The 23,542-nt window shown below is 42.2% G+C and carries 21 protein-coding genes, 1 tRNA gene, 1 rRNA gene, 1 other RNA gene and 2 pseudogenes; 24 read left to right on the top strand and 2 right to left on the bottom strand.

Features of this window, described 5'->3' with window-relative positions:
* Positions 1-94, top strand: a 5S ribosomal RNA gene (rrf, locus tag B7697_RS04615); the annotation flags it as partial.
* Positions 95-99: 5 nt separating this feature from the next.
* Positions 100-173: transfer RNA gene (locus tag B7697_RS04610), tRNA-Asn, on the top strand.
* A gap of 95 nt (positions 174-268) precedes the next feature.
* Here B7697_RS04610 and B7697_RS04605 read toward each other — a convergent pair.
* Positions 269-399 (bottom strand): annotated as a pseudogene (locus B7697_RS04605) (ISL3 family transposase); the annotation flags it as partial.
* Between the two features lie 23 nt (positions 400-422).
* On the opposite strand from B7697_RS04605, the pseudogene B7697_RS04600 reads away from it, so the two are divergent.
* The 12 genes and pseudogenes from B7697_RS04600 to B7697_RS04545 all read left to right on the top strand — a co-directional run.
* Positions 423-1,749: pseudogene (locus tag B7697_RS04600) on the top strand (IS3 family transposase); the annotation flags it as partial.
* A 241-nt stretch (positions 1,750-1,990) separates the two neighbouring features.
* Positions 1,991-2,224, top strand: coding sequence for a sigma(X)-activator ComW (gene comW, locus B7697_RS04595; protein ID WP_000941923.1), 234 nt, complete (start codon positions 1,991-1,993; stop codon positions 2,222-2,224).
* Between the two features lie 233 nt (positions 2,225-2,457).
* Positions 2,458-3,744 carry an adenylosuccinate synthase gene (locus B7697_RS04590; protein WP_001832534.1) on the top strand — a complete coding sequence of 429 codons (1,287 nt, stop codon included), beginning with the start codon at positions 2,458-2,460 and terminating at the stop codon, positions 3,742-3,744.
* A 200-nt stretch (positions 3,745-3,944) separates the two neighbouring features.
* Positions 3,945-4,412 (top strand): tRNA adenosine(34) deaminase TadA, encoded by a 468-nt coding sequence (tadA, locus tag B7697_RS04585; protein ID WP_084950558.1) that lies wholly within the window; start codon positions 3,945-3,947, stop codon positions 4,410-4,412.
* Between the two features lie 32 nt (positions 4,413-4,444).
* An RNA gene (gene ffs, locus B7697_RS04580) (signal recognition particle sRNA small type) lies at positions 4,445-4,542 on the top strand.
* Positions 4,543-4,598: 56 nt separating this feature from the next.
* Positions 4,599-5,042: a dUTP diphosphatase gene (locus tag B7697_RS04575; protein WP_084950556.1), complete on the top strand. Its 444-nt coding sequence runs from the start codon at positions 4,599-4,601 to the stop codon at positions 5,040-5,042.
* Entirely contained in the window at positions 5,002-5,559 is a 558-nt protein-coding gene (locus B7697_RS04570; RefSeq protein WP_192851471.1) for a histidine phosphatase family protein, read from the top strand. Before B7697_RS04575 ends, B7697_RS04570 begins: the two co-directional genes overlap by 41 nt.
* A 13-nt stretch (positions 5,560-5,572) precedes the next feature.
* Positions 5,573-6,934 (top strand): DNA repair protein RadA, encoded by a 1,362-nt coding sequence (radA, locus tag B7697_RS04565; RefSeq protein WP_084950553.1) that lies wholly within the window; start codon positions 5,573-5,575, stop codon positions 6,932-6,934.
* 72 nt (positions 6,935-7,006) lie between these two features.
* Positions 7,007-7,504, top strand: coding sequence for a beta-class carbonic anhydrase (locus B7697_RS04560; protein ID WP_004240973.1), 498 nt, complete (start codon positions 7,007-7,009; stop codon positions 7,502-7,504).
* A 24-nt stretch (positions 7,505-7,528) separates the two neighbouring features.
* Entirely contained in the window at positions 7,529-8,344 is an 816-nt protein-coding gene (locus B7697_RS04555) for a PrsW family intramembrane metalloprotease (RefSeq protein WP_084950552.1), read from the top strand.
* Positions 8,345-8,489: 145 nt separating this feature from the next.
* Entirely contained in the window at positions 8,490-9,458 is a 969-nt protein-coding gene (locus B7697_RS04550; protein WP_000010158.1) for a ribose-phosphate diphosphokinase, read from the top strand.
* A gap of 117 nt (positions 9,459-9,575) precedes the next feature.
* Positions 9,576-10,013, top strand: a complete 438-nt coding sequence (locus B7697_RS04545; RefSeq protein ID WP_000076477.1) for a CoA-binding protein — start codon at positions 9,576-9,578, stop codon at positions 10,011-10,013.
* Positions 10,014-10,240: 227 nt separating this feature from the next.
* Here the strand turns inward: B7697_RS04545 and B7697_RS04535 are convergent, their stop codons facing one another.
* On the bottom strand, positions 10,241-11,251 hold the full coding sequence (locus B7697_RS04535) for a YeiH family protein (protein ID WP_084950548.1): 1,011 nt from the start codon (positions 11,249-11,251) through the stop codon (positions 10,241-10,243).
* Positions 11,252-11,399: 148 nt separating this feature from the next.
* Between B7697_RS04535 and B7697_RS04530 the strand changes: the two genes are divergently transcribed.
* The 10 genes from B7697_RS04530 to B7697_RS04485 all read left to right on the top strand — a co-directional run bounded on the left by B7697_RS04530 (position 11,400) and on the right by B7697_RS04485 (position 23,451).
* Positions 11,400-12,569 (top strand): pyridoxal phosphate-dependent aminotransferase, encoded by a 1,170-nt coding sequence (locus B7697_RS04530; RefSeq protein ID WP_000366342.1) that lies wholly within the window; start codon positions 11,400-11,402, stop codon positions 12,567-12,569.
* Positions 12,566-13,336, top strand: a complete 771-nt coding sequence (recO, locus tag B7697_RS04525) for a DNA repair protein RecO (RefSeq protein ID WP_049502344.1) — start codon at positions 12,566-12,568, stop codon at positions 13,334-13,336. The genes B7697_RS04530 and recO overlap by 4 nt, the downstream gene beginning before the upstream one ends.
* Positions 13,333-14,325, top strand: coding sequence for a phosphate acyltransferase PlsX (plsX, locus tag B7697_RS04520; RefSeq protein ID WP_084950546.1), 993 nt, complete (start codon positions 13,333-13,335; stop codon positions 14,323-14,325). The genes recO and plsX overlap by 4 nt, the downstream gene beginning before the upstream one ends.
* 5 nt (positions 14,326-14,330) lie before the next feature.
* Positions 14,331-14,567 carry an acyl carrier protein gene (locus B7697_RS04515; protein WP_020902253.1) on the top strand — a complete coding sequence of 79 codons (237 nt, stop codon included), beginning with the start codon at positions 14,331-14,333 and terminating at the stop codon, positions 14,565-14,567.
* A gap of 219 nt (positions 14,568-14,786) precedes the next feature.
* Positions 14,787-14,975 carry a hypothetical protein gene (locus B7697_RS09410; protein WP_004269957.1) on the top strand — a complete coding sequence of 63 codons (189 nt, stop codon included), beginning with the start codon at positions 14,787-14,789 and terminating at the stop codon, positions 14,973-14,975.
* 158 nt (positions 14,976-15,133) lie between these two features.
* On the top strand, positions 15,134-17,287 hold the full coding sequence (comA, locus tag B7697_RS04505) for a peptide cleavage/export ABC transporter ComA (RefSeq protein ID WP_084950545.1): 2,154 nt from the start codon (positions 15,134-15,136) through the stop codon (positions 17,285-17,287).
* A 12-nt stretch (positions 17,288-17,299) separates the two neighbouring features.
* On the top strand, positions 17,300-18,649 hold the full coding sequence (gene comB / locus B7697_RS04500) for a competence pheromone export protein ComB (RefSeq protein ID WP_084950543.1): 1,350 nt from the start codon (positions 17,300-17,302) through the stop codon (positions 18,647-18,649).
* 169 nt (positions 18,650-18,818) lie between these two features.
* Positions 18,819-19,526: a phosphoribosylaminoimidazolesuccinocarboxamide synthase gene (purC, locus tag B7697_RS04495; RefSeq protein WP_000043282.1), complete on the top strand. Its 708-nt coding sequence runs from the start codon at positions 18,819-18,821 to the stop codon at positions 19,524-19,526.
* A gap of 1 nt (position 19,527) precedes the next feature.
* Positions 19,528-19,671 carry a phosphoribosylaminoimidazolesuccinocarboxamide synthase gene (locus tag B7697_RS09510; protein WP_078228447.1) on the top strand — a complete coding sequence of 48 codons (144 nt, stop codon included), beginning with the start codon at positions 19,528-19,530 and terminating at the stop codon, positions 19,669-19,671.
* A gap of 54 nt (positions 19,672-19,725) precedes the next feature.
* Positions 19,726-23,451: a phosphoribosylformylglycinamidine synthase gene (locus B7697_RS04485; protein WP_084950542.1), complete on the top strand. Its 3,726-nt coding sequence runs from the start codon at positions 19,726-19,728 to the stop codon at positions 23,449-23,451.
* Positions 23,452-23,542: the final 91 nt, after the last annotated feature.

Genomic DNA, 23,542 nt, shown 5'->3' with positions numbered 1-23,542 from the left:
ATACACCTGTACCCATGCCGAACACAGAAGTTAAGCCCTAGAACGCCGGAAGTAGTTGGGGGTTGCCCCCTGTGAGATATGGAAGTCGCTTAGCTTTATTCCGCCATAGCTCAGTTGGTAGTAGCGCATGACTGTTAATCATGATGTCGTAGGTTCGAGTCCTACTGGCGGAGTAGTTAATTAAGAGAGGTTTAGTCCTCTTTTTTTATTTTGGTGAACATAAAAATAGGCTCTCTGTCAACTGTAGTGGATTGAAGAAAAGGTAATATCTAGAAAGGACAAATTTCGTCCTTTCTTTTTTGATGTTTAGAGCGATGAAAATACTTTTTTTGAAGTTTTCAAAGTGTTGACGATTTTATATTTGTCCTTGAGAAAGATTTTAAAAACAGTCTGAAAAATCTAACTTTTGGGGTGTTTTTATTATGAAATTAACATATGATGATAAAGTTCAGATCTATGAACTTAGAAAATAAGGATATAGCTAGAGAAGCTTTCAAATAAATTTGGGATAAACAATTCTAATCTTAGATACATGATTAAATTGATTGATCGTTACGGAATAAAGTTCGTCAAAAAAGGAAAAAATCGTTACTATTCTCCTGATTTAAAACAAGAAATGATTCATAAAGTCTTACATGAAGGCTGGACTAAAGATAGAGTTTCTCTTGAATACGGCCTCCCAAGTCGTACGATACTTCTTAACTGGCTAGCACAATACAAGAAAAACGGGTATACTATTGTTGAGAAAACAAGAGGGAGAGTACCTAAAATGGGACGTAAGCCAAAAAAGAGACCTGAAGAGAGGACAGAATTAGAACGTCTTCAAGCAGAAAATGACTACCTGAGAGCGGAGAATGTCATCCTAAAAAAGTTGAGAGAACTCCGATTGAAGGAGAAAAAAGAGAAAGAAGCAAGACCGAAATTGTTCAAGAATTAATGACTGAGTTTTCGTTAGATATTCTTCTAAAAGCCATTAAACTAGCTCGTTCGACTTACTACTATCACTTGAAACAGCTAGACAAACCAGATAAGGACCAAGAGCTTAAAGCTGAAGTTCAATTAATTTTTATCGAACACAAGGGAAATTATGGTTATCGTCGGATTCATTTAGAACTAAGAAATCGTGGTTATCTGGTAAATCAGAAAAGAGTTCAACGCTTGATGAAAGTACTCAATTTACAAGCTAAAATGCGACAGAAACGAAAATATTCTTCTCATGGTAAGAAGGCAGATAATCTCATTCAACGTCAATTTGAAGGCTCTAAAACAATGGAAAAGTGCTACACAGATGTGACAGAATTTGCCATTCCAAATAGCACGCAGAAATTGTATTTATCGCCTGTTTTAGATGGCTTTAATAGCGAAATTATTGCCTATAATCTTTCAACTTCACCGAACTTAGCACAAGTAAAAACCATGTTGGAACAGTCCTTCACAGAGAAGCACTACGAGAATACGATTCTCCATAGTGACCAAGGTTGGCAATACCAACACGATGCTTACCATCGGTTCCTAGAGAGTAAGGGAATTCAAGCATCCATGTCGCGCAAGGGTAACAGCCCAGACAACGGTATGATGGAGTCCTTCTTTGGGATTCTGAAATCGGAGAAGTTTTACGGTTATGAGAAGTCGTTTCAGTCGCTTAAGCAATTGGAACAAGCCATTGTAGACTATATTGATTACTACAACAACAAACGAATTAAGGTAAAACTAAAAGGACTTAGCCCTGTGCAATACAGATTGGGGTCAGTACAATCTGATGCTATGCGTTTTCTTAATTTAAGATTTTTGCCTCAGTCTCTTTTAGTATTTAACACAGTTAATAAGATCCATAATAGTCTAATTTAGGTAGTATATTTGTTCCTATTCTGTCAACTTTTCCTATTTGTTATCTTTTTGAGGTTGGTATTTGAGCAATTCAGGATTTTATAATAACTGTTTATAATTTTTTGTTAGAATAAGGTCATAAAAAGAAAAGGAGTATATATTTATGCTACAAAGTATTTATGATCAGATGATGGATTTTTATAGAAATATTGAAGAAGAGTATGGTATGTTCTTGGGTGATAATTTTGATTGGGAACATGTTCATTTTAAGTTTTTGATTTATTATCTTGTCCGATATCGTATTGTGAGTCATCGGGATTTTATTGTTTACCATTATCGTGTTGCTTATCGTTTGTATCTTGAAAAATTGATAATGAAACAGGGTTTTGTTGCTTGATGAGACAGTATGAGTTAATTTCCGAACAACTTTTACTTTTTGTGGAAAAATAATGATAAATAGCCGGAATTTTTTCTAAAACATTTTTTAATAGTTGGAAATAGCAAATCTTTCTATTGTTTCTTCTTGATAAAAAGGCGATTTTTTCTTATAATAAATTGTAAGATATAATTGCAGGTGAGAGTCCTGCCATGTATGTGAGAAAGGAAGAGCCTGAGGGCTCAGACAAGATTATGACTTCAGTTGTTGTTGTAGGTACCCAATGGGGTGATGAAGGTAAAGGGAAGATTACAGACTTCCTTTCAGCGAATGCAGAAGTGATTGCACGTTACCAAGGTGGTGATAATGCAGGCCACACGATTGTGATTGATGGTAAGAAGTTTAAATTGCACCTGATTCCATCTGGGATTTTCTTCCCTGAAAAAATCTCTGTTATTGGGAATGGTATGGTTGTAAATCCTAAATCACTTGTGAAAGAGTTGAGCTATCTTCATGAGGAAGGTGTTACAACTGATAACTTGCGTATTTCTGATCGCGCGCATGTTATTTTGCCTTATCATATCGAGTTGGATCGTTTGCAAGAAGAAGCTAAAGGCGACAATAAGATTGGTACTACAATCAAGGGAATTGGTCCAGCTTATATGGACAAGGCTGCTCGTGTGGGAATTCGTATTGCCGATCTTTTGGATAAAGATATTTTCCGTGAGCGTTTAGAACGTAACCTTGCTGAAAAGAATCGTCTATTTGAAAAATTGTATGACAGTAAAGCGATTGCCTTCGATGATATTTTTGAAGAATATTACGAATATGGTCAACAAATCAAGAAATATGTGACAGACACATCTGTAATCTTGAACGATGCGCTTGATAACGGTAAACGCGTCCTTTTTGAAGGTGCCCAAGGTGTTATGCTAGATATCGACCAAGGTACGTATCCATTTGTTACGTCATCAAACCCTGTAGCTGGTGGTGTTACGATTGGTTCAGGTGTCGGGCCAAGCAAGATTGACAAGGTTGTAGGTGTATGTAAAGCTTATACGAGTCGTGTAGGAGATGGTCCTTTCCCAACTGAGTTGTTTGATGAAGTGGGAGAACGTATCCGTGAAGTAGGTCATGAATACGGTACAACAACTGGTCGTCCACGTCGTGTGGGTTGGTTTGATTCAGTTGTAATGCGTCATAGTCGTCGTGTTTCTGGTATCACTAACCTTTCATTGAACTCTATCGATGTTTTGAGTGGTTTAGATACAGTGAAGATTTGTGTGGCCTATGATCTTGATGGTCAACGTATTGACTACTATCCGGCTAGTCTCGAGCAATTGAAACGTTGCAAGCCTATCTATGAAGAGTTGCCAGGTTGGTCAGAAGATATTACCGGAGTTCGTAATTTGGAAGATCTTCCTGAGAATGCGCGTAACTACGTTCGTCGTGTGAGTGAATTGGTTGGCGTTCGTATTTCTACTTTCTCAGTAGGTCCTGGTCGTGAACAAACAAATATTTTAGAAAGTGTTTGGTCCTAAGAGATTTTTAAGATTTGTTTAAGATAGGTCGGGTATACTATAGACAGTTACAAGAAGACCTCCTAACTTGTTGTAACAAATATCCTAAACTTTTCTTTTTCATAATAATCTCCCTATAGAGTCACCGCATTCGGTGGCTTTTTTTGTGTTGGGATTCATGATATAATAATAAAATCGATAAGTAGGAAAAGGGAAAAGAGATGGATTATACGCTTGAAGAAAAAGAAGTTTTTATGAGGGAGGCTTTGAGAGAGGCTGAGATTGCCTTAGAACACGATGAAATTCCAATTGGTTGTGTGATTGTCAAAAATGGGAAAATCATTGGTCGTGGGCATAATGCGCGTGAGGAATTGCAGCGAGCGGTTATGCATGCGGAGATTATGGCTATAGAGAATGCGAACTTGAGTGAGGAGAGTTGGCGCTTGCTGGATTGCACGCTTTTTGTGACCATTGAGCCTTGTGTCATGTGTAGTGGGGCCATTGGACTTGCCCGCATTCCAAACGTGGTCTATGGGGCTAAAAACCAGAAATTTGGCGCTGCAGGAAGTTTGTACGATATCTTGACAGATGAGCGTCTCAATCATCGTGTGGAGGTTGAAATGGGAATTTTGGAAGATGAATGCGCAGCTATCATGCAGGACTTTTTTAGAAATAGACGGAAAAAATAATTTTTCTTTTAAAATGAATAGGAATGTGATATAATAAATAGTGGAGCAACAGTTCTGCGTGAAGCGGGTCAGGGGAGGAATCCAGCAGCCCTAAGCGATTTGAATTGTGTGCTCTTTTTTTCGTGCTTTTTCCGAATAAATAAGATAGAATAATCTAGAATAAATGATAATAGAAAAGAGAAGATGATGAAAATTCGTGGTTTTGAATTGGTTTCGACTTTTACAGATGAAAATTTATTGCCCAAGCGTGAGACGGCTCATGCGGCTGGTTACGACTTAAAGGTTGCTGTGCGTACGGTTATTGCGCCAGGAGAGATTGTCTTGGTTCCGACAGGAGTTAAGGCTTATATGCAGCCGACTGAGGTTCTTTACCTCTATGATCGTTCTTCAAACCCTCGTAAAAAGGGCTTGGTCTTGATTAACTCGGTTGGGGTCATTGATGGGGATTATTATGGAAATCCTGGGAATGAAGGGCATATTTTTGCGCAGATGAAGAATATCACAGATCAAGAAGTTGTTCTTGAAGTTGGAGAACGTGTGGTTCAGGCTGTCTTTGCACCTTTCTTAATTGCAGATGGAGATGCAGCTGATGGCGTGCGGACTGGTGGATTTGGATCGACTGGGTACTAGAATGAAGATTATCTTTGTACGTCACGGGGAGCCAGATTATCGTGAGTTAGAGGAGCGTTCTTATACGGGATTTGGGATAGATTTGGCACCCTTGTCTGAGAAGGGACGGCAGCAAGCTCAGGAACTGAGCACCAATCCTTTACTCCCTTCAGCTGAAATAATCATATCTTCTGCAGTCACAAGAGCTTTAGAAACGGCTTCTTATGTGGTTTGTGTTACTGGACTTCCTTTGAGAGTGGAGCCATTATTGCATGAATGGCAGGTCTATGAAAGTGGCACAGATAATTTTGAAAAAGCTCGTACTATGTTTCTAGAAAATAAGGGGGAGTTACTTCCTAATAGTCCTATTCAATATGAGACAGCTACGGAGATGAAGTCTCGTTTTCTAGAATGCATGGCTAAGTATCGAGATTACCAGACCGTGCTAGTGGTAACTCACAACATGCTCATGCGCCAGTTTGTGCCAAATGAGAAGATTGATTTTTGTCAAGTGATTGAGTGTGAGTTAGAGATATAGAAAGAGGTTTATCATCGCAAAGAAAAAAGCGACATTTGTATGTCAAAATTGTGGCTATAATTCCCCTAAATATCTGGGGCGTTGCCCTAACTGTGGGTCTTGGTCTTCTTTTGTAGAAGAGGTTGAGGTTGCTGAGGTCAAAAATGCGCGTGTATCCTTGACAGGTGAGAAAACCAAGCCCATGAAACTGGCTGAGGTGACTTCCATCAATGTCAATCGAACTAAGACAGAGATGGATGAATTCAACCGTGTGCTTGGAGGCGGAGTGGTACCGGGAAGTCTCGTCCTCATCGGTGGGGACCCTGGGATTGGGAAATCAACTCTTCTCCTACAAGTTTCGACTCAGTTGTCTCAAGTGGGGACTGTTCTCTATGTTAGTGGGGAGGAGTCTGCCCAGCAGATTAAGTTACGAGCAGAGCGCTTGGGTGATATCGATAGCGAGTTTTATCTCTATGCAGAGACCAATATGCAGAGTGTTCGTGCTGAGGTGGAGCGCATCCAGCCAGACTTCCTCATTATTGACTCTATCCAGACCATTATGTCTCCTGAGATTTCAGGGGTGCAGGGGTCTGTTTCTCAGGTGCGTGAGGTGACTGCTGAGCTCATGCAGCTGGCCAAAACTAATAATATTGCCATCTTTATCGTAGGTCATGTGACCAAGGAAGGAACATTAGCTGGGCCTCGTATGTTGGAGCATATGGTGGATACGGTACTTTACTTTGAAGGGGAACGCCATCATACCTTCCGTATTTTAAGAGCGGTCAAAAACCGTTTTGGCTCCACTAATGAGATTGGGATTTTTGAGATGCAGTCAGGTGGCTTGGTTGAGGTCCTCAATCCGAGTCAGGTTTTCCTAGAGGAGCGTTTGGATGGAGCAACTGGCTCGTCAATCGTTGTGACCATGGAAGGGACGCGTCCTATTCTTGCAGAAGTGCAGGCTTTGGTAACACCGACTATGTTTGGAAATGCCAAGCGTACGACGACAGGGCTTGATTTTAATCGTGCGAGTTTGATTATGGCTGTTTTGGAAAAACGGGCAGGTCTTCTCTTGCAAAATCAGGATGCCTATCTCAAATCTGCTGGCGGTGTCAAATTGGATGAACCTGCGATTGACTTGGCCGTTGCAGTTGCTATTGCTTCGAGCTATAAAGACAACCCAACCAATCCTCAGGAATGTTTTGTGGGAGAACTGGGCTTGACAGGAGAAATTCGGCGTGTGAATCGTATCGAGCAACGCATCAATGAAGCTGCTAAGCTTGGATTTACAAAAATCTATGTACCGAAAAATTCCTTGACAGGAATCACTCCACCAAAGGAAATTCAGGTCATTGGAGTAACAACGATTCAGGAAGTTTTGAAAAAGGTCTTTGCTTAATCTGTGACAAATCCTCTTAAAAATGATAAGATAGGAGAAATATTTGACTATCAAATTTTCAAGGAGGGAATCGTGTCGTATTTTGAACAGTTTATGCAAGCCAATCAGGCTTATGTTGCCCTACATGGGCAGTTAAATCTGCCACTTAAACCCAAAACCAGAGTAGCTATTGTGACCTGTATGGACTCACGTTTGCACGTTGCGCAAGCTCTGGGCTTGGCACTTGGGGATGCTCATATCTTGCGGAATGCAGGTGGTCGAGTGACTGAGGACATGATTCGTTCGCTAGTTATTTCCCAGCAACAGATGGGGACAAGAGAGATTGTAGTGTTGCACCATACAGACTGTGGTGCTCAGACCTTTGAAAATGGACCTTTTCAGGAGTATTTAAAAGAGGAACTAGGTGTCGATGTGTCAGATCAGGATTTTTTGCCCTTTCAAGATATAGAGGAGAGTGTACGTGAGGACATGCAACTCCTTATCGATTCGCCCCTAATACCAGACGATGTCATTATCTCTGGTGCTATTTACGATGTAGATACAGGAAGTATGACGGTCGTAGAATTGTAAAAAATTCATTTAGAAAGAAAGTGTATGAAGAAAAACAGTATTTTATTTATTTTTATTTTATTGCTATGTATTGGTTTACAGTATGAAACCATCTACTATACGGATGGTTCGATGTCAGGTGCGGAATATGGACTGATGGGAGTTTCTATCTTTCTAGCTCTCTTTTACATGATTCCGGCTCTTTATTTCCTTTTCCGTATTGGGAAAAAATGGGAATTGCCAAAGAACGCCTTGATCTTGTCTTTATTGGGTGGAATGTTCCTTTCAGGCTGGCTGTCTAGCTTTGCTAATACCTACATCCATGATTTACTGGGGGTTCTTTTCCCAGATAGTGCATTTTTAAATGCCTTTGAAAGTGCGATTGTCGCTCCTTTGGTAGAAGAACCCTTGAAATTATTGCCACTTGTTTTTGTTTTAGCTTTGATTCCTGTGCGAAAATTAAAATCTTTGTTTTTACTAGGGATTGCTTCTGGTTTGGGATTCCAAATGATTGAGGATATTGGCTATATTCGTACAGATTTGCCAGAGGGCTTTGACTTTACTATTTCGAGAATTTTAGAGCGTATCATCTCAGGAATTGCTTCTCACTGGACTTTTTCAGGTCTAGCTGTAGTAGGTGTTTACTTGCTTTATAAAGCCTATAAAGGGCAGAAGGTTGGAAAGAAAGAGGGGCTTATTTTCCTAGGTTTAGCCTTAGGAACTCACTTCCTGTTTAACTCTCCTTTTGTGGAATTAGAGACAGAGTTGCCTTTAGCGATTCCAGTGGTTATGGCTATTACTCTCTATGGTTTTTATCAGGCTTATCGCTTTGTTGAGAAGCACAATGAGTTGATGAACTAGAATATTTTTTAAAAGAATGATGCAAGAGTATAAATATGGTGCCCTTCTTTTATTTTTGATTGAAAAATAGTACAAAAAACGCTACAATGGTAGATGGAAAAATCTTGTGAAAAGCACAAGCGATACATATATACCGGAGGAAATCATGTCTTTTTCTGATTTAAAGCTGTTTGCCCTTTCTTCAAATAAAGAATTGGCAGAACGTGTGGCGCAGGAGATTGGGATAGAGTTGGGGAAATCAAGTGTTCGCCAATTTTCAGATGGAGAGATTCAGGTCAACATCGAAGAATCAATCCGTGGAAAACACGTCTTTATCCTACAATCAACTAGTTCGCCTGTAAATGACAATCTGCTTGAAATTTTGATTATGGTAGATGCTTTGAAGCGTGCGAGTGCAGAATCTGTCAATGTTGTCATGCCTTACTATGGGTATGCACGTCAGGATAGAAAGGCGAGAGCGCGTGAGCCAATCACTTCAAAACTTGTTGCAAATATGCTTGAAGTAGCTGGAGTGGATCGTTTATTGACCATTGACTTACATGCTGCGCAGATTCAAGGATTCTTTGATATTCCTGTGGATCATTTGATGGGAGCTCCTCTGATTGCGGATTATTTTGAGCGTCGTGGCATGGTTGGTTCTGACTATGTGGTTGTCAGCCCAGACCATGGAGGGGTGACTCGTGCCCGTAAGTTGGCAGAATTTTTGAAAACATCTATCGCTATCATTGATAAACGTCGTAGCGTTGATAAGATGAATACCAGTGAAGTCATGAACATCATCGGTAAGGTCGAAGGCAAGACTTGTATCTTGATTGATGATATGATTGACACGGCTGGAACGATTTGTCATGCGGCAGATGCTCTTGCGGAAGCTGGTGCTGTTGAAGTCTATGCAAGCTGTACGCACCCAGTTCTTTCTGGTCCTGCTATGGACAATATCCAAAAGTCAGCTATTAAGAAATTGGTTGTTTTGGATACTATCTATCTCCCAGAAGAGCGTTTGATCGATAAGATTGAGCAAATTTCAATCGCTCATCTCCTAGGGGATGCTATTGTACGTATCCATGAAAAACGCCCACTTTCTCCACTTTTTAGTATTGAGAAAAAGATTTAAGTTTTCACTTAGAATAAAACATACTCCTAGCAGAAGTGAACTGCTAGGAGCTTTTTTGTAGCCAAAATCTGCAAGCCTTTTCAAAATATGCTATACTGATGAAAAAGGAGGATTTCTATGAGTCAAGAATTTATCAATCCAAGTGATGGCGTGATTCGTCAGTATCTCGCAACGAGTAAAACCCTTGCTGTGGTGGGCTTGTCAGACCGTGAGGAAACAACGAGCAATCGAGTGACCAAGGAAATGCAGGCTCGGGGTTATAAAATTATCCCAGTCAATCCCAAGGCGGCAGGTGGCGAAATATTGGGTGAAAAGGCTTATGCTAGTCTAGCTGAGATTCCTTTTCCTGTAGATATTGTCAATGTTTACCGTCGCAGCGAGTTTTTGCCTGATGTGGCGCGTGATTTTCTCAAAGCTGATGCCAAGATTTTTTGGGCACAGCTAGGACTTGAAAGTCTAGAAGCGGAAGAAATCTTGCGTGCTGGTGGATGTGATGACATCGTGATGAATCGCTGTATCAAGAGAGAACATACTCGCTTGATTGAGGAAGCATAAGAAAAAGGTAGCTGGAGGGCTACCTTTTGTGTTATACTCAATGAAAATCAAAGAGCAAACTAGGAAACTAGCCGCAGGTTGCTCAAAACACTGTTTTGAGGTTGCAGATAGAACTGACGAAGTCAGCTCAAAACACTGTTTTGAGGTTGTAGATAAGACTGACGAAGTCAGTCACATACCTACGGCAAGGCGACGTTGACGTGATTTGAAGAAATTTTCGAAGAGTATTAGAAAATGCCGATAAGGGTCTGCATTCCAAGACTAGTGAGGATGATGGCAATCCAGCAAATGGCTCCGAGAATAATGGATTTTCCGCTGGATTTAATCATGGCTACCAGGTTTGTTTTGAGACCGATGGCACTCATGGCCATGATAATGAGGAATTTGGAGAGTTGTTTGAGAGGGGTAAAGAAACTACTGGACACACCAAGAGAGGTCAGGAGGGTAGTTAGGAGAGATGCGAGGATAAAGTAAAGGATAAAAAGTGGGAATACTTTTTTCAGTTGTAATCCTTGCTTATTTTTTTGCTCTCGACTTTGCCAGTAGGAGAGAAAGAGAGTGATGGGGATGATAGCCAGTGTCCGCGTAAGTTTGACAATGGTTGCGGATTCGAGGGTATTAGTCTGGTAAAGGCTATCCCAGGCGCTGGCTGTGGCGGTTACAGAGGAAGTATCATTGACCGCAGTCCCTGCAAAGAGGGCGAAGCCGTCATTGGATAGATGAAGCCAGGTGCCGAGAGTTGGAAAGATGAGCGCAGCCAAGACATTGAAGAAAAAGATAACGGAGATGGCTTGGGCTACTTCCTTTTCCTTGGCGTGAATAACAGGCGCTGTTGCTGCAATGGCAGAACCACCACAGATTGAAGAACCTACTCCAACCAAGGTAGCCAGTTTTGTATCCAGTGCAAAGAAGCGCTGGAAGAAATAGGCAATAATCAGAGCTATTGAGATGGTGGATAGGATGACAGGGAGTGAAGATTGTCCGACTGCGAAGACTTGCGAGATATTGAGACCAAAACCAAGCAAGACAACGGCATATTGGAGCAATTTTTTAGAACTAAAGGTCAATCCAGCATCCAGTTGTTTATAAGACGAGAGAAAGGGATGTAGGAGCATGCCTATGAAAATCGCAAATACAGGCGCGCCAATCACAGGGAAGAATCCTCCTAAGTACCAAGATACGATAGAAATGAGAAGGCAGGCAAAGGTGCCTGCTCCATTTTTTGATAGAAATGACATAAAAACCTCCAAATAGAATCTGTTACTATTATAGACCTATAAACAGGAAAAGTAAAATAGAAAGTGGAAAGTTATTCTCTAATGTATTTTTGCGGTCGGAGGGCTTTTGTAGTATAATAGAGATACGTTTTGAAAGTAGGAGGTATCTATGGACTTAACTAAACGCTTTAATAAACAGTTAGATAAGATTCAAGTTTCGTTGATTCGTCAGTTTGACCAGGCTATTTCGGAGATTCCTGGGGTCTTGCGTTTGACCTTGGGGGAACCTGATTTTACAACGCCAGATCATGTCAAGGAGGCGGCCAAGCGAGCGATTGATCAGAACCAATCCTACTATACAGGGATGAGCGGTCTGCTGACTCTACGTCAGGCAGCCAGTGACTTTGTTAAGGAAAAGTACCAACTGGACTATGCTCCTGAGAATGAAATCTTGGTTACAATTGGGGCGACAGAGGCCTTATCTGCTACTTTGACGGCTATTTTGGAAGAGGGAGACAAGGTGCTCTTGCCAGCTCCTGCCTATCCAGGTTATGAACCGATTGTCAATCTAGTTGGGGCAGAGATTGTCGAGATTGACACGACTGAAAATGGATTTGTCTTGACTCCTGAGATGTTGGAAAAGGCCATTTTGGAGCAAGGAGACAAGCTCAAAGCAGTTATTCTCAACTATCCAGCCAACCCGACAGGAATTACCTATAGTCGGGAGCAGTTGGAAGCCTTGGCAGCTGTTTTACGCAAGTATGAGATTTTCGTTGTTTGTGATGAGGTTTACTCAGAATTGACCTACACAGGCGAAGCTCATGTGTCTCTAGGAACCATGTTGAGAGATCAGGCTATTATTATCAATGGTCTATCTAAATCGCATGCCATGACAGGTTGGCGTTTGGGTCTGATTTTTGCTCCTGCAGCCTTTACAGCTCAGTTGATTAAGAGTCACCAGTACTTGGTTACTGCCGCAAATACTATGGCTCAACATGCTGCGGTGGAGGCCTTGACGGCTGGTAAAAATGATGCGGAGCCTATGAAAAAGGAATACATCCAGCGTCGGGACTATATTATCGAGAAAATGACTGCTCTTGGTTTTGAGATTATTAAACCAGACGGTGCCTTCTATATCTTTGCTAAGATTCCAGCGGGCTACAATCAAGACTCCTTTGCCTTTCTAAAGGATTTTGCTCAGAAGAAGGCCGTTGCCTTTATCCCTGGTGCTGCCTTTGGGCGTTACGGAGAAGGCTATGTGCGTCTGTCTTATGCAGCGAGTATGGAGACTATCAAAGAAGCCATGAAACGACTTGAGGAGTATATGAGAGAAGCATGATTCAGTCTATCACGAGTCAAGGCTTGGTGCTCTACAATCGTAACTTTCGTGAGGATGACAAGCTAGTCAAGATTTTTACAGAACAGGCTGGCAAGCGGATGTTTTTCGTCAAACACGCTGGTCAGTCTAAGCTGGCCCCTGTTATTCAGCCCTTGGTGCTGGCACGATTTCTCTTGCGAATCAATGATGATGGGCTTAGTTACATTGAGGACTATCATGAGGTGATGACTTTTCCCAAGATTAATAGCGATCTCTTTGTCATGGCCTATGCGACCTACGTGGCAGCTCTTGCCGATGCTAGTTTGCAGGACAATCAGCAGGATGCTCCCTTGTTTGCTTTTTTGCAAAAGACTTTGGAATTGATGGAAGCGGGCTTGGATTATCAGGTTTTGACTAATATTTTTGAAATTCAAATCTTGACCCGATTTGGTATTAGTCTCAATTTTAATGAGTGTGTCTTTTGTCATCGGGTCGGTCAGGCTTTTGACTTTTCTTTCAAATATGGAGCCTGCCTCTGTCCAAATCATTATCATGAAGATGAGAGACGTTGCCATCTCAATCCCAATATCCCCTATCTGCTCAATCAATTTCAAGCTATTGATTTTGAGACATTGGAGACCATTTCGCTCAAGCCTGAAATCAAGCAAGAACTACGCCAATTTATGGATCAACTCTACGAAGAGTACGTTGGGATTCACCTAAAATCAAAGAAATTTATTGATTCCCTAGCAGACTGGGGACAATTACTAAAAGAGGAAAAGAAATGAAAAAAATCGCAGTAGATGCCATGGGGGGCGATTACGCACCTCAGGCCATCGTTGAGGGTGTCAATCAAGCCCTAGCTGACTTTTCAGATATCGAGGTTCAACTCTACGGAGATGAAGCTAAAATCAAGCAATATCTAACAGCGACAGAGCGCGTCAGCATTATCCATACGGATGAGAAGATTGATTCAGACGATGAACCTACGAGAGCTATTCGGAAGAAGAAAAATGCCAGTATGGTCTTGGCGGCCAAGGCTGTCAAAGAGGGAGAAGCAGACGCTGTTCTCTCAGCTGGGAATACAGGTGCTTTGTTGGCTGCTGGATTCTTCATCGTGGGTCGTATCAAGAATATCGACCGTCCTGGGCTTATGTCGACCTTGCCGACTGTAGATGGGAAGGGTTTTGATATGCTGGATCTCGGTGCCAATGCGGAAAATACAGCCCAGCACCTCCATCAATACGCTGTCCTCGGTTCCTTCTATGCTAAAAATGTCCGCGGTATTGCTCAACCACGTGTTGGCTTGCTTAACAATGGAACAGAGAGTAGTAAGGGTGACCCACTTCGTAAGGAGACTTATGAATTACTAGCAGCTGATGAAAGTTTGAACTTTATCGGAAACGTGGAAGCGCGTGATTTGATGAATGGCGTTGCGGATGTTGTTGTGACAGATGGTTTCACGGGAAACGCTGTGCTCAAATCCATTGAAGGAACAGCTATGGGAATCATGGGCTTACTCAAGACCGCTATTACAGGTGGAGGTCTTCGAGCGAAACTAGGCGCCCTCCTTCTCAAGGACAGCCTCAGAGGTTTGAAAAAACAGCTCAACTACTCAGATGTTGGTGGAGCAGTCTTGTTTGGTGTCAAGGCACCGGTTGTCAAGACTCATGGCTCAAGCGATGCCAAGGCTGTTTATAGTACAATCCGCCAGATTCGTACCATGCTAGAAACAGACGTAGTTGCCCAGACTGCGCGTGAATTTTCAGGAGAATAAAAGAGATGACAGAAAAAGAAATTTTTGACCGTATTGTGACCATTATCCAAGAGCGACAGGGAGAGGACTTTGTCGTGACAGAATCCTTGAGTCTGAAAGATGACTTGGATGCTGACTCCGTTGACTTGATGGAGTTTATCTTGACGCTGGAAGATGAATTTAGTATCGAAATCAGTGATGAGGAAATTGACCAACTGCAAAGTGTAGGAGATGTTGTAGAAGTCGTCAAAAGTAAAGAATAGTAAGAAGCAAGATAAGAGGAGTTGCATGTTGCTAAGAATGTATATAAATATCCTATTTGACAATTATCTACATTTTAATCTTTATAAATATATATTTTAGGCAGGGCGCTTGTTCTGCCTATTTTTTTGCCAAGAAAGTGCAGTTGAGGTATTTATTTGGAGTTTTACATATATTTTTGATAAAATAGTTATAGAAATTAGGAAAGTTGAAGAAAAGAAATGAAGAAGGTTGTAGGATATTTTTTAGTATTTGTTTTTCTATTTTTGATGAATATTTTCATCTTTAAGATACTAGCAACCCTGGGATTTCAGCTGACAATGAGTGAAAAGAGTTATATTGTACCACCGCTGTTTTCGATTATCGTTGTATATATGATTGACAAAAGAATTAGGAAGAAAAAGAAATAAATATATATTTTAGGTAGGACATTTGTTCTGCCTATTTTTTTATCCCAAAAGTGCAGTTGGGAGGGAGATAGGCGCATTTGGGAAGGAAGTCAAGTTTTTGTTTGGGGATTGGGGTAAGATAGGTATTATCAGATGAGTTTAGAAAAAAGGAGATGAATATGAAATTTGGGAAACGTCACTATCGTCCGCAGGTGGATCAGATGGACTGCGGTGTAGCTTCATTAGCCATGGTTTTTGGCTACTATGGTAGCTATTATTCTTTGGCTCACTTACGAGAATTGGCAAAGACGACCATAGATGGGACGACGGCCTTGGGCTTGGTCAAGGTGGCAGAGGAGATTGGCTTTGAGACGCGAGCTATTAGGGCAGATATGACGCTCTTTGACTTGCCAGATTTGACCTTTCCTTTTGTTGCTCATGTACTTAAGGAAGGGAAATTGCTCCACTACTATGTGGTGACTGGGCAGGATAAGGACAGCATTCATATTGCCGATCCAGATCCCGGGGTGAAGTTGACTAAACTGCCACGTGAGCGTTTTGCGGAAGAATGGACAGGAGTGACTCTTTTTATGGCACCGAGTCCAGACTACAAGCCTCATAAGGATCAAAAGAATGGTCTGCTCTCTTTTATCCCTATATTAGTGAAACAGCGTGGCTTGATCGCTAATATCGTTTTGGCAACACTCTTGGTAACCTTGATTAACATTGTGGGTTCTTATTATCTGCAGTCTATAATTGATACCTATGTGCCAGATCAGATGCGTTCGACGTTGGGGATTATTTCTATTGGTTTGGTGATTGTTTATATTCTTCAGCAGATCTTGTCTTACGCTCAGGAGTATCTCTTACTTGTTTTGGGGCAACGCTTGTCGATTGATGTGATTTTGTCCTATATCAAGCATGTTTTTCACCTGCCTATGTCCTTTTTTGCGACACGCAGGACAGGGGAAATCGTGTCTCGTTTTACAGATGCTAACAGTATCATCGATGCGCTGGCTTCAACCATTCTTTCGATTTTCTTGGACGTGTCAACGGTCGTCATTATTTCCCTTGTTTTATTTTCACAAAATACCAATCTCTTTTTCATGACCTTATTGGCGCTTCCTATCTACACAGTGATTATCTTTGCCTTTATGAAGCCGTTTGAAAAGATGAATCGGGATACCATGGAAGCCAATGCGGTTCTGTCTTCTTCTATCATCGAGGACATCAACGGTATTGAGACCATTAAGTCTTTGACTAGTGAAAGTCAGCGTTACCAAAAGATTGATAAGGAATTTGTGGATTATCTGAAGAAATCCTTTACCTATAGTCGGGCAGAGAGTCAGCAAAAGGCTCTGAAAAAAGTTGCCCATCTCTTGCTCAATGTCGGCATTCTCTGGATGGGGGCTGTTCTGGTCATGGATGGCAAGATGAGTTTGGGGCAGTTGATTACCTATAATACTTTGCTTGTTTACTTTACCAATCCTTTGGAAAATATCATCAATCTGCAAACCAAGCTTCAGACAGCGCAGGTTGCTAATAACCGTCTTAACGAGGTCTATTTGGTAGCTTCGGAGTTTGAGGAGAAGAAAACGGTTGAGGATTTGAGCTTGATGAAGGGAGAGATGTCCTTCAAGAATGTTCACTACAAGTATGGCTATGGTCGAGATGTCTTGTCAGACATCAATTTGACCATTCCCCAAGGTTCTAAGGTAGCTTTTGTGGGGATTTCAGGGTCAGGTAAGACGACCTTGGCCAAGATGATGGTTAATTTTTACGACCCAAGTCAGGGAGAGATTAGTCTGGGTGGTGTCAATCTTAATCAGATTGATAAAAAGGCCTTGCGCCAGTACATTAACTATCTGCCTCAACAGCCCTATGTCTTTAACGGAACGATTTTGGACAATCTTCTTTTGGGAGCCAAGGAGGGGACGACTCAGGAGGATATCTTACGGGCGGTGGAGTTGGCAGAGATTCGGGAGGATATTGAGCGCATGCCCCTGAATTACCAGACAGAATTGACTTCAGATGGCGCAGGGATTTCAGGTGGCCAACGTCAGAGAATCGCTCTGGCGCGTGCTCTCTTGACAGATGCGCCTGTCTTGATTTTGGATGAGGCGACCAGCAGTTTGGATATTTTGACAGAGAAGCGAATTGTCGATAATCTGATGTCTTTAGATAAAACCTTGATTTTCATTGCTCACCGTTTGACCATTGCTGAGCGTACAGAGAAGATTGTTGTCTTGGATCAGGGCAAGATTATTGAAGAAGGAAAGCATGCTGATTTGCTTGCACAGGGTGGATTTTATGCCCATTTGGTGAATAGCTAGAAAGAGGAGAGGATGAAACCAGAATTTTTAGAAAGTGCGGAGTTTTATAATCGTCGTTATCATAATTTTTCCAGTCGGGTGATTGTGCCCATGTCCCTTCTGCTCGTGTTTTTGCTTGGCTTTGCAACTTTGGCAGAGAAGGAGATGAGTTTGTCAACTCGGGCTACTGTTGAGCCTAGTCGTATCATTGCAAATATCCAGTCAACTAGCAACAATCGCATTCTTGTCAATCATTTGGAAGAAAATAAGCTGGTTAAGAAGGGGGAACTTCTGCTTCAATATCAGGAAGGGGCAGAGGGTGTTCAAGCGGAGACCTATGCTAGTCAGTTGGACATGCTTAAGGATCAAAAAAAGCAATTGGAGTATTTGCAAAAGAGCCTGCAAGAAGGGGAGAACCACTTTCCAGAGGAGGATAAATTTGGCTACCAAGCCACCTTTCGTGACTACCTCAGCCAAGCGTCTAGTCTTAGGGCTAGTACATCGCAACAAAATGAGACCATCGCGTCCCAGAATGCAGCAGCTAGCCAAACCCAAGCTGAAATCGGTAACCTCATCAGCCAAACAGAGGCTAAAATTCGCGATTACCAGACAGCTAAGTCAGCTATTGAAACAGGTGCTTCCTTGGCCAGTCAGAATCTAGCCTATTCTCTCTACCAGTCCTACAAGTCTCAGGGTGAGGAAAATCCGCAAGCTAAAGCTCAGGCAGTTGCGCAGGTTGAAGCGCAGCTTTCTCAGTTAGAATCTAGTCTTGCTACTTACCGTGTTCAGTATGCAGGTTCAGGTACCCAGCAAGCCTATGCGTCAGGCTTACGCAGTCAATTGGAATCTCTTAAATCACAACACTTAGCAAAGGTTGGTCAGGAATTGACCCTTCTAGACCAGAAAATCTTGGAGGTGGAGTCAGGTAAGAAGGTACAGGGAAATCTTTTAGACAAGGGGAAAATTACGGCGAGTGAGGATGGGGTGCTTCATCTTAATCCTGAGACCAGTGATTCTACCATGGTAGCAGAAGGCGCCTTACTAGCCCAACTCTATCCGTCCTTGGAAAAAGAAGGGAAAGTCAAACTCACAGCTTATCTAAGTTCAAAAGATGTAGCAAGGATCAAGGTCGGTGATTCTGTTCGCTATACTACGACTCATGATGCTAAGAATCAACTTTTCCTAGATTCTACTATTACCAGTATTGATGCGACAGCTACTAAGACTGAAACTGGGAATTTCTTTAAAATCGAGGCGGAGACTAATCTAACTTCTAAGCAGGCTGCAAAACTTCGATATGGGGTGGAAGGTCGCCTGCAGATGATTACGGGCAGGAAAAGTTACCTACGTTATTATTTGGATCAATTTTTGAACAAAGAGTAATGTTCGTGTTTTTAGAGTTAAATAATTTTTAAACTGTGAGAAAGATTTTTCTTGCAGTTTTTTCTTTATGATTTTTGAAGTTACTACGTTATTTATTCGGTTAAATTCTTGTAATTTTAGGTTTTTTGTGGTAAAATGTGCTCAAGTAATACGAAAGGCGAACTTTAAAATGTCAAAACAATTGATCTATTCGGGAAAAGCTAAAGATATCTATACAACTGAGGATGAAAATCTTATTATTTCAACTTACAAGGACCAGGCGACTGCTTTCAATGGTGTTAAGAAGGAGCAGATTGCGGGCAAAGGAGTGTTGAATAATCAGATTTCATCTTTTATTTTTGAGAAATTAAATGCGGCTGGTGTGGCGACTCACTTTGTGGAGAAACTTTCAGATACAGAACAACTCAATAAAAAGGTTGAGATTATTCCTCTCGAGGTTGTGCTTCGCAACTACACGGCTGGTTCCTTTTCAAAACGTTTTGGTGTAGACGAAGGAATCGCATTTGAGACTCCGATTGTCGAATTTTACTACAAAAATGATGATTTGGATGATCCATTCATCAATGATGAGCATGTGAAATTCCTACAGATTGCGGATGACCAGCAGATTGCCTACTTGAAGGAAGAAACGCGTCGTATCAATGAACTTTTGAAAGGCTGGTTTGCTGAGATTGGGCTTAAGTTGATTGACTTTAAGCTAGAGTTCGGTTTTGACAAGGATGGCAAGATTATCTTGGCAGATGAATTTTCACCAGATAATTGCCGTTTGTGGGATGCAGATGGCAACCACATGGATAAGGATGTTTTCCGTAGGGGACTAGGTGAATTAACCGATGTTTATGAAGTTGTTTGGGAGAAGCTGCAAGGTTTGAAATAATCTGTTTGCAACGGAAAACCTTCGTCTCTCAACTAAAAGGACTCAGGCTGAAAAGGTCCCCCAGACCTTTTCACTCCGTAGGGGATTGGGAGAACTAACAGATGTTTACGAGATTGTCTGGGAAAAGTTGCAGGGTTTGAAATAACAACCTCAAGGTCGTTGGAACATTGTAAAAGCTGAAATAAAGGAATAAGGATTGATGGATAAACGTATTTTTGTTGAAAAAAAGGCTGATTTTCAGGTCAAGTCAGAGAGTTTGGTGAGAGAACTCCAGCACAACTTGGGACTTTCAAGCTTGAAAAGTATTCGCATCGTGCAAGTGTATGATGTATTTGACTTGGCAGAGGACCTGTTTGCACCTGCAGAGAAACACATCTTCTCTGAGCAGGTGACAGACCATGTCTTGGATGAAGCTGCTGTACAGGCGGATCTTGCTAACTATGCTTTCTTTGCCATTGAAAGCCTGCCAGGTCAATTTGACCAGCGTGCAGCATCTTCACAGGAAGCCTTGCTTTTACTAGGAAGTTCGAGTGATGTAACAGTCAATACCACTCAACTTTACTTAGTCAATAAAGATATTGATGCGACTGAGTTGGAAGCAGTCAAGAACTACTTGCTCAACCCAGTTGATTCTCGCTTCAAGGACATCACGACAGGGATTGCCAAGCAGGAATTTTCAGAGTCAGACAAGACCATTCCAAAATTGACTTTCTTTGAAAGCTATACAGCAGAAGACTTTGCTCGCTACAAGGCTGAGCAAGGGATGGCCATGGAAGTGGATGATTTGCTCTTTATCCAAGACTATTTCAAGTCAATCGAGCGCGTGCCGACGGAAACAGAACTCAAGGTTTTGGACACTTACTGGTCTGACCACTGCCGTCACACAACTTTTGAGACAGAGTTGAAACACATTGACTTCTCCGCATCGAAATTCCAAAAGCAATTGCAGGCGACCTATGACAAATATATTGCCATGCGTGAGGATTTGGGGCGTTCTGAAAAACCGCAAACCTTGATGGATATGGCGACTATTTTCGGTCGTTATGAGCGTGCTAATGGACGTTTGGATGATATGGAAGTGTCAGACGAAATCAATGCTTGCTCAGTAGAAATCGAAGTGGATGTTGATGGTGTGAAAGAGCCATGGCTCCTAATGTTCAAGAATGAAACTCACAACCACCCAACGGAAATTGAGCCATTTGGTGGGGCGGCTACTTGTATCGGTGGTGCTATTCGTGACCCATTGTCAGGTCGCTCATATGTTTACCAAGCTATGCGTATCTCAGGTGCTGGTGATATTACAGCACCGATTTCGGAAACTCGTGCTGGGAAATTACCACAACAAGTCATTTCTAAAACAGCGGCTCATGGTTATTCTTCTTACGGGAATCAGATTGGACTTGCAACAACCTACGTTCGTGAATACTTCCACCCAGGCTTTGTAGCTAAACGCATGGAGCTAGGTGCTGTTGTCGGAGCGGCTCCTAAGAGCAATGTTGTCCGTGAAAAACCGGAAGCGGGAGATGTGATTATTCTCCTTGGAGGTAAGACTGGACGTGATGGTGTCGGTGGTGCGACAGGTTCTTCTAAGGTTCAAACAGTTGAGTCCGTGGAAACTGCTGGTGCTGAGGTTCAAAAAGGGAATGCCATCGAAGAGCGCAAGATTCAACGTCTTTTCCGTAATGGCGATGTCACTCGTCTTATTAAGAAATCCAATGACTTTGGTGCTGGTGGTGTCTGTGTAGCTATCGGTGAATTGGCAGACGGTCTTGAAATTGACCTCAACAAAGTACCTCTTAAATACCAAGGCTTGAATGGTACCGAAATTGCCATCTCTGAATCTCAAGAACGGATGGCAGTTGTGGTTCGTCCTGAGGATGTAGATGCCTTCGTTGCGGAATGTAACAAAGAAAATATTGATGCTGTTGTAGTTGCGACAGTGACGGAAAAACCAAATCTAGTCATGCACTGGAATGGTGAAACCATTGTCGACTTGGAACGTCGTTTCCTTGATACCAATGGTGTGCGCGTGGTCGTAGATGCTAAGGTTGTGGACAAGGATGTCAAACTCCCAGAAGAGCGTCAAACATCTGCTAACACACTTGAAGTTGATACCCTTGCGGTTCTGTCTGATCTCAACCATGCGAGTCAAAAAGGCTTGCAGACTATCTTTGATTGCTCTGTTGGTCGTTCAACGGTTAATCACCCACTTGGTGGTCGTTACCAACTCACACCAACTGAGGCATCTGTGCAAAAATTGCCAGTTCAACACGGTGTGACTCATACTGCGTCAGTCATGGCTCAAGGTTTCAACCCATATGTAGCAGAATGGTCTCCATACCACGGTGCTGCCTATGCGGTTATTGAAGCGACTGCTCGTTTGGTTGCTGCTGGTGCCAACTGGTCTAAGGCTCGTTTCTCTTACCAAGAGTATTTCGAGCGTATGGATAAACAAGCAGAGCGTTTTGGTCAGCCAGTAGCAGCTCTCCTAGGTTCTATCGAGGCACAAATTCAGCTTGGTTTGCCATCTATCGGTGGTAAGGACTCCATGTCTGGTACCTTTGAAGAATTGACAGTACCGCCAACCTTGGTAGCCTTTGGGGTAACGACAGCAGATAGCCGTAAGGTGCTTTCTCCTGAGTTCAAAACTGCCGGGGAAAACATCTACTACATCCCAGGTCAAGCATTGGCTCAAGAGATTGACTTCGATCTTATCAAATCTAACTTCGCTCAATTTGAAGCCCTTCAAAAGGCTCACAAAGTAACATCTGCCTCGGCTGTCAAATACGGTGGTGTGCTTGAAAGTTTGGCTCTTGCTACTTTTGGGAATCATATCGGTGCAGAGGTGACCTTGCCTGAACTTGAAACGGCTTTGACAGCTCAATTAGGCGGATTTGTCTTCACATCTCCTGAAGAAATTGCTGGAGTAGAGAAAATCGGTCAAACAAGTGCAGACTTTACACTTCTTGTCAACGGTGTGAAGCTAGATGGACACAAACTTGACAGTGCCTTCCAAGGCAAATTGGAAGAAGTTTACCCAACTGAATTTGCTCAAGCTAAAGAACTGGACGAAGTTCCAGCTATCGCTTCTGACGCAGTCGTCCAAGCCAAGGAAACTATTGAAAAACCGGTGGTTTACATCCCAGTCTTCCCGGGCACCAACTCGGAATATGATTCAGCTAAGGCATTTGAAAAAGAAGGCGCAGAGGTCAACTTGGTGCCATTTGTGACCTTGAATGAAGAGGCTATTGTCAAGTCAGTTGAAACTATGGTTGACAACATCAGCAAGGCTAATATCCTTTTCTTTGCAGGTGGATTCTCAGCTGCGGACGAACCAGATGGTTCAGCTAAGTTTATCGTCAACATCCTGCTTAATGAAAAAGTGCGTGTAGCTATTGATAGCTTTATCGCCCGTGGTGGTTTAATTATCGGTATCTGTAATGGATTCCAGGCCTTGGTCAAATCAGGTCTTCTTCCATACGGAAACTTTGAAGATGCCAGCAGTACGAGCCCAACCCTCTTCTACAATGATGCCAACCAACACGTGGCCAAGATGGTGGAAACTCGCATTGCCAATACCAACTCGCCGTGGTTGACTGGGGTGCAAGTGGGTAATATTCATGCTATCCCAGTATCGCATGGTGAAGGGAAGTTTGTTGTGACGGCTGAAGAATTTGCAGAGCTTCGTGCCAATGGTCAAATCTTTAGCCAATACGTTGATTTTGAAGGCAAACCAAGTATGGATTCTAAGTACAATCCGAATGGTTCTATCCATGCCATCGAAGGAATTACCAGCAAGAACGGCCAAATCATTGGTAAAATGGGACACTCAGAACGTTATGAAGACGGTCTTTTCCAAAATATCCCAGGAAATAAAGACCAGCACCTGTTTGTGTCGGCGGTTAAATACTTTACTGGAAAATAAGACTTGCAGATGTTTTAATAGATAGTATCAGTAATGTAAAAGTCATGTAGATTTAGCTCTTGGTGCTACACAAATAAAAATTAGGTATATA

It is taken from the genome of Streptococcus mitis (assembly GCF_002096895.1).
GTDB classification, from domain to species: Bacteria; Bacillota; Bacilli; order Lactobacillales; family Streptococcaceae; genus Streptococcus; species Streptococcus mitis_AH.
Note: the sequence above shows the minus strand (reverse complement) of the source record. Positions and strands in the feature narration are given on the sequence as shown.